Annotated in this window: 7 protein-coding genes and 2 pseudogenes; 7 read left to right on the top strand and 2 right to left on the bottom strand. The window is 71.7% G+C overall.

All coding sequences use genetic code 11. From position 1 onward, the window contains the following. Positions 1 to 9: 9 nt before the first annotated feature. Positions 10 to 198 (top strand): annotated as a pseudogene (locus tag PKY62_RS13355) (JAB domain-containing protein); the annotation flags it as partial. A gap of 13 nt (positions 199 to 211) precedes the next feature. On the opposite strand, the gene PKY62_RS08880 reads toward PKY62_RS13355, so the two are convergent. Both PKY62_RS08880 and PKY62_RS08875 read right to left on the bottom strand, forming a co-directional pair. After that, positions 212 to 1252 carry a zinc-dependent alcohol dehydrogenase gene (locus tag PKY62_RS08880; RefSeq protein ID WP_324536348.1) on the bottom strand — a complete coding sequence of 347 codons (1041 nt, stop codon included), beginning with the start codon at positions 1250 to 1252 and terminating at the stop codon, positions 212 to 214. Between the two features lie 180 nt (positions 1253 to 1432). Further along, positions 1433 to 2278, bottom strand: a complete 846-nt coding sequence (locus PKY62_RS08875; RefSeq protein WP_324536347.1) for an aldo/keto reductase — start codon at positions 2276 to 2278, stop codon at positions 1433 to 1435. A gap of 128 nt (positions 2279 to 2406) precedes the next feature. Between PKY62_RS08875 and PKY62_RS08870 the strand changes: the two genes are divergently transcribed. The 6 genes and pseudogenes from PKY62_RS08870 to PKY62_RS08845 all read left to right on the top strand — a co-directional run. After that, a complete protein-coding gene (locus PKY62_RS08870; RefSeq protein WP_324536346.1) occupies positions 2407 to 3279 on the top strand; it encodes a helix-turn-helix transcriptional regulator in 873 nt (290 codons plus the stop codon). 65 nt (positions 3280 to 3344) lie between these two features. Beyond that, positions 3345 to 3686 (top strand): DUF2200 domain-containing protein, encoded by a 342-nt coding sequence (locus tag PKY62_RS08865; RefSeq protein WP_324536345.1) that lies wholly within the window; start codon positions 3345 to 3347, stop codon positions 3684 to 3686. 151 nt (positions 3687 to 3837) lie between these two features. Then, positions 3838 to 4167 (top strand): PadR family transcriptional regulator, encoded by a 330-nt coding sequence (locus tag PKY62_RS08860; RefSeq protein WP_324536351.1) that lies wholly within the window; start codon positions 3838 to 3840, stop codon positions 4165 to 4167. Between the two features lie 2 nt (positions 4168 to 4169). After that, positions 4170 to 4541 (top strand): DUF1048 domain-containing protein, encoded by a 372-nt coding sequence (locus tag PKY62_RS08855; RefSeq protein WP_324536350.1) that lies wholly within the window; start codon positions 4170 to 4172, stop codon positions 4539 to 4541. Next, on the top strand, positions 4538 to 5317 hold the full coding sequence (locus PKY62_RS08850) for an ABC transporter ATP-binding protein (RefSeq protein WP_324536344.1): 780 nt from the start codon (positions 4538 to 4540) through the stop codon (positions 5315 to 5317). The genes PKY62_RS08855 and PKY62_RS08850 overlap by 4 nt, the downstream gene beginning before the upstream one ends. Further along, positions 5314 to 5525: pseudogene (locus PKY62_RS08845) on the top strand (ABC transporter permease); the annotation flags it as partial. The gene PKY62_RS08850 and the pseudogene PKY62_RS08845, both read left to right, overlap by 4 nt.

Below are 5525 nucleotides of genomic sequence, written 5' to 3'. Positions count from 1 at the left end.
CAGGGCACGTTGACCCAGACGAGCGTGTATCCCCGGGAGGTCGTCCGGCGAGTGCTCGCGCTCAATGCGGCATCGGTGATCTTCGCCCACAACCATCCGTCGGGTGTCGCAGAGCCCAGTCACGCCGATCAGGCGCTGACGAAGGCACTGAAGTCGGCCCTGGCGCTGGTGGATGTGGCGGTCCTGGCTCACTTCGTCGTGGCGGGTGGAACTAGGGGGCGATCGCGTAGCGGACCGGTTGCGTCGTCCTCGAGAGCTCCGCGAGCGCCGCGGGCGCCTCGTCGAGGGGCACGATCTTCTCGAGCATCCCGCGGGTGCTCAGAAGGCCCCGGTCCATGAAGCCGAGCACCGTGCGGATCTCGTCCTCGTCGTAGGCGAACGAGCCCTTGACGTCCAGCTCGAAGAGCTGGATCTGGATCTCGTTGATCGTCGACAGCGGCTCGGGGTTGGTGCCCAGCAGCACGACCTCGCCGCCGGGCTTCGCCAGGCCGACCGCGATCCCGACGGTGGCCGGGCTGCCCGCGCACTCGTAGACGATGTCCGCGCCCAGGCCGCCGTGCAGCGCCGTGATGCGACCGACGAGGTCGTCCTCGTCCGTCGGGCTCAGCGCGAGGTCCGCGCCGAACCCGATCGCCATCTCGCGCTTCCTGGCCGAGCGGTTGACCGCGGTGATGTGGCCCGCGCCGGCGAGCCGGAGGAGCTGGACCAGCGACAGGCCGATGGCCCCGACCCCGACGACGACGACGTTCATGCCCGCCTGGAAGGAGGACCTGCGCAGCCCGTGGAAGGCGGTGGAGAAGATGTCGAAGAGGACGGCGTCCGCGTCGGAGACGCCGTCGGGGATCGGGACGAGCTGACGCTCGGGGTAGCGTGCGAGCACGTACTCGGCGTACGCGCCCTGCGTCCCGGGGCCGATGCCCTGGGTGCGGAGGAACCCGTTGACGCACAGGGTCGAGCGGCCCGCCCGGCAGGGGGCGCAGCCCTCCGGGCAGGAGCCGGGCGCGCCGATGGCGACGCGGTCGCCGATCTCGAACCCCGCGACACCGGCCCCGATCTCGGCGACGGTGCCGACGGCCTCGTGCCCGAAGACGGTCCCCGGGACGAGGATGCCCGGGTGCAGGTACGAGTGGACGTCGGTGCCGCAGATGCCGCAGAGCGTGATCCTGACGAGCACGTGACCTGGGCCGACCCCGGGTCGCGGGAGGTCGACGACGGTCAACGCGCCGGGCCCCTCGTACCGGACTGCCCTCATCGTGGCTCTCGCTCTCGCTCGGCGGCGGGCGCCGAGCACCGTCGCCGGGCGTCACCCCGACGCTGGCTCACCGGACGAGGATGGGGAATCCCGGATCTCGCATAGGTGGGGGTCGACGCGCTGGCGACGCCGACCGGCCCGCCGGGGTGGCGGGACGGCCGGTGCGTGCGGGCGGGCTCGTCAGCCGATGCGGCGCGAGCCGAGGGCTCGGACCATGTCGGGGTCGCGGTGGTCGAAGAACTGCGAGACGCCCAGGTCCAGTGCCGCGATCCGGGCCATCTGGTCCTCGTTCAGGGCGAAGTCGAGCACGTCGAGGTTCTCGACCATGCGCTCGGGGCGGACGGACTTGGGGATGACGACGACGCCGCGCTGGGTCAGCCAGCGCAGCACGACCTGGGCGACGGTCCGGCCGTGCTGCTCGGCGACGGCGGTTAGCGTGGGGTCGGTGAACAGGTTGTTCCTGCCCTCGGCGAACGGTCCCCAGGACTGGATCTGGACGCCGAGGTCGGCCATCCGTGCCTGGTAGGCGGTCTGCTGGAGGAAGGGGTGGGTCTCGATCTGGTTGACCGCGGGGGTGATCTCGTTGTGCACGATGAGGTCGACCAGGCGGTCGGCCGGGAAGTTGGACACCCCGATCGCGCGGGCGCGGCCCTCGTGGTGGAGCTGCTGCATCGCGCGCCACTGGGCGTAGTAGTCGCCGAACGGCTGGTGGATGAGGTAGAGGTCGAGGTACTCCAGGCCCAGCAGCTCGGCGGAGGCGTCGAACGCGCGCAGGGTGTTGTCCTCGCCCGGGTCCTGGACCCAGAGCTTGGTGGTGATGAACAGCTCCTCGCGGGGGATGCCGGACGCGGCGATGGCGCGCCCGACGGCGGCCTCGTTGCGGTAGGCCGCGGCGGTGTCGATGAGCCGGTAGCCCGCGGCGAGGGCGTCGGTGACGGCCCGCTCGGTGGCGGCGTCGTCGATCTGGAAGACGCCGAAGCCGAGGATGGGCATCGGCGCGCCGGTGTTCAGCGTGACGGTCTGCATGGGGGTCCTTGTCTCGGGGAGGTCGGTGCCTCCACCGAACCACCGTGGGCGCTCGACAGGAACGTCCCGCTGATGGGTGTACTGGCAGAGCGTGGCTGGGCCGCGGGTCCGGGCCTACCGTTGCCGCCATGGACCATCGCGACGAGGTGCGGGCCTTCCTGGCCTCGCGCCGGGCACGGCTGACCCCGGCCGACGTCGGGCTGCCACCCAGCACCGGGCACCGTCGGGTCGCCGGCCTGCGGCGCGACGAGGTCGCGGTCCTGGCGGGGGTGTCCTCGGAGTACTACGCACGGCTCGAGCGGGGCAACCTCGCGGGGGTGTCCGAGGCGGTGCTCGGCGCGATCGCGGGCGCGCTGCGCCTGGACGAGGCCGAGCAGCAGCACCTGCGGAACCTGGCCGGTGCGTTCAGCACGCCGGTCCGTCAGCGCCGGGCCCCCGCAGCGGCCCCACCGGTCCGCGCGTCGGTCCAGCGGGTGCTCGACGCGATGACCAGCGCCCCGGCGCACGTGCAGGACACCCGGGGTGACATCGTCGCGTCCAACGCGCTGTCCCGCGCCCTGCTCGCACCGGTCCACGAGCTCGCCCGGGCCACGGGCGCTGCGCCCAACACGGCACGGTTCGCGTTCCTCGACCCGGGCGGCCGGCACTTCTTCCCCGACTACGAGCAGGTCACCCGCGACAGCGTCGCGGCCCTGCACGCGGCCGCGGGCCGCAACCCGTACGACCGACGGCTGACCGACCTCATCGGCGAGCTGTCCACCCGCTCGGAGGTGTTCCGGACCCTGTGGGCGGCCCGCGACGTGCGCCAGCACCGCGCGGGGGTCAAGCGGATCCACCACCCCGAGGTCGGCGTCCTCACCCTGGACTACGACGTCATGGACCTCGTCCAGGAGACCGGCCTGCGACTCGTCGCCTACAGCGCGGCCCCCGGGACGCCGGCCGCGGACGGCCTGGCGCTCCTGGCGCGCCTCGCCGCAGACCAGCAGGTCACGCCCGTCTGACGGCGCACCCGGCACGTCGGGGTGGACCGCCGGGTCGGCCGAGGGCCGCCGTTAGGCTGACGGACGTGAGCCGGATCTTCACCACCAGCGTCAGCGCCGTGTATCCCCACTACGTGGCCAAGGTGGAGAAGAAGGGGCGCACGCGGGCCGAGCTCGACCAGGTGATCGAGTGGCTCACGGGCTTCGACGCGACGGCGCTCGGTGACCACCTCGCCGCGGGCACCACCTTCGAGGAGTTCTTCGCCGAGGCGCGTCTCCACCCCAACGCCTCGCTCATCACCGGGGTGGTGTGCCATGTGCGCGTCGAGGAGGTCGCCGATCCCCTGATGCAGAAGATCCGCTACCTGGACAAGCTGGTCGACGAGCTCGCCAGGGGCAAGGCGATGGCGAAGGTCCTTCGGGGCTGAACCCCGGCTCGTGCGAGCCACGACCACCGGCCCCTCGGTGGTGCCCTTCCGGCGCCGTGACGCACGGTGCTCTGGCGGCGCTCGCCCTGCCGCTACTCAGCGCTACTATGTACCGGTAATCAGTGTCACTGAGTAGGTGGACGGGGTGCCGGTGGGCAAGCAGATGACGGAGATGCTCAAGGGCACGCTGGAGGGCATCGTCCTCGCGATCCTCGCCGGCCGGCCCGCCTACGGCTACGAGATCACGGCGCGTCTGCGGGAGCAGGGCTTCGTCGACATCGCCGAGGGCACGGTCTACGCGCTTCTCGTCAGGATCGAGCAGCGCGGCCTCGTCGACGTGGCGAAGGTCCCGTCCGAGAAGGGGCCGCCGCGCAAGGTCTACACGCTCAACGCTCAGGGTCGCGACGACCTCGAGGAGTTCTGGAGGACCTGGGGCTTCCTCGCGGAACGTCTGGAACAGCTCCACGAAGGAGGCAGGTGACCATGTCCATCTCGAGGATCGCCGCGACGGTGATCGGTGACAAGCGCCGTTGGCGGGCGTACAAGGCGCGTACGAGCCGTCTGCCCGAGAGCCACCGGGCGGCGGTCGAGGCGCTGGAGCGGTACGTCATGTACTTCGGGCCCGCGGACGGGGGCAGCGCGGCCACGATGTTCGAGGACCTCGCCGATCTGTTCGAGCAGGCGGCGGCCGACGGGACGCCGGTGCGCGTCATCGTCGGGGAGGACCCGGTGGACTTCGCCGAGGTGTTCCTGCAGAACTACGCCAAGGGCGGCTGGGTCAGCCGGGAGCGGGAGCGGCTCACCGCCGCCATCGAGCGGGCCGAGCGCGAGGCGGACGGGGGCGCCCGATCATGACGTCCCCCTCCTCCGCCGACCCGGCCGTGCGCGTGCGGGGTCTGGAGAAGTCGTTCAAGGACGTCACGGTGCTGCGCGGCGTGGACCTCGACGTCGCGCGCGGCAGCATCGTCGCGCTGCTCGGCCCGAACGGGGCGGGCAAGACCACGGTCGTGAGGATCCTGTCCACCCTGCTGAGGGCCGACGCGGGGACAGCGACCGTCAACGGCTTCGATGTCGCGACCCGGCCCGCGGACGTGCGCGAGTCCATCAGCCTCACCGGGCAGTTCGCTGCCGTCGACGGGCTGCTCAGCGGGCGCGAGAACCTCGTCCTCATCGCGCGGCTGCGGCACCTCGAGGCCCCCGGGGTCGTCGCGGACGAGCTGCTCGACCGCTTCGCACTGACGGAGGCCGCCCGGCGACGGGTGTCGACGTACTCGGGTGGCATGCGCCGCCGCCTCGACATCGCGATGAGCCTCATCGGAGACCCGCCGGTCGTCTTCCTCGACGAGCCGACGACCGGGCTCGACCCCCAGGCGCGCCTCGAGGTGTGGCGCAGCGTCAGGGAGCTCGCCGGGCAGGGCACGACCGTGCTCCTGACGACGCAGCACCTGGAGGAGGCCGAGCACCTCGCGGACCGGATCGCGATCCTCCACGAGGGCCGGATCATCGTCGACGGCACCCTCGCCGAGCTCAAGGCGATGCTGCCGCCCGCCACGGTCGAGTACGTCGAGAAGCAGCCGACCCTCGAGGACGTGTTCCTCGCCATCGTCACGGCCGGGCAGGACGAGTCATGACCACGCGCTTCCTCGTCGACACCGCCGCACTGCTGGGGCGGTCCCTGCGCCACGTCGCGCGCAGCCCGGACACCATCATCACGACGGCGGTCACACCGATCGCGATGATGCTGCTGTTCGTCTACGTCTTCGGCGGCGCGATCGACACCGGGGCGGACTCGTACGTGACCTACCTGCTGCCCGGCATCCTGCTCATCACGATCGCCTC

The sequence above is a fragment of the Actinotalea sp. genome (assembly GCF_035443605.1).
Taxonomy (GTDB): domain Bacteria; phylum Actinomycetota; class Actinomycetes; order Actinomycetales; family Cellulomonadaceae; genus Actinotalea.
This window is presented reverse-complemented; position numbering and strand designations above follow the sequence as displayed.

Coding starts and splice junctions, on each gene's coding strand:
- PKY62_RS08880 (WP_324536348.1), bottom strand. CDS start 1,252: ATGAGGGCAGTCCGGTACGAGGGGCCCGGCGCGTTGACCGTCGTCGAC.
- PKY62_RS08875 (WP_324536347.1), bottom strand. CDS start 2,278: ATGCAGACCGTCACGCTGAACACCGGCGCGCCGATGCCCATCCTCGGC.
- PKY62_RS08870 (WP_324536346.1), top strand. CDS start 2,407: ATGGACCATCGCGACGAGGTGCGGGCCTTCCTGGCCTCGCGCCGGGCA.
- PKY62_RS08855 (WP_324536350.1), top strand. CDS start 4,170: ATGTCCATCTCGAGGATCGCCGCGACGGTGATCGGTGACAAGCGCCGT.
- PKY62_RS08850 (WP_324536344.1), top strand. CDS start 4,538: ATGACGTCCCCCTCCTCCGCCGACCCGGCCGTGCGCGTGCGGGGTCTG.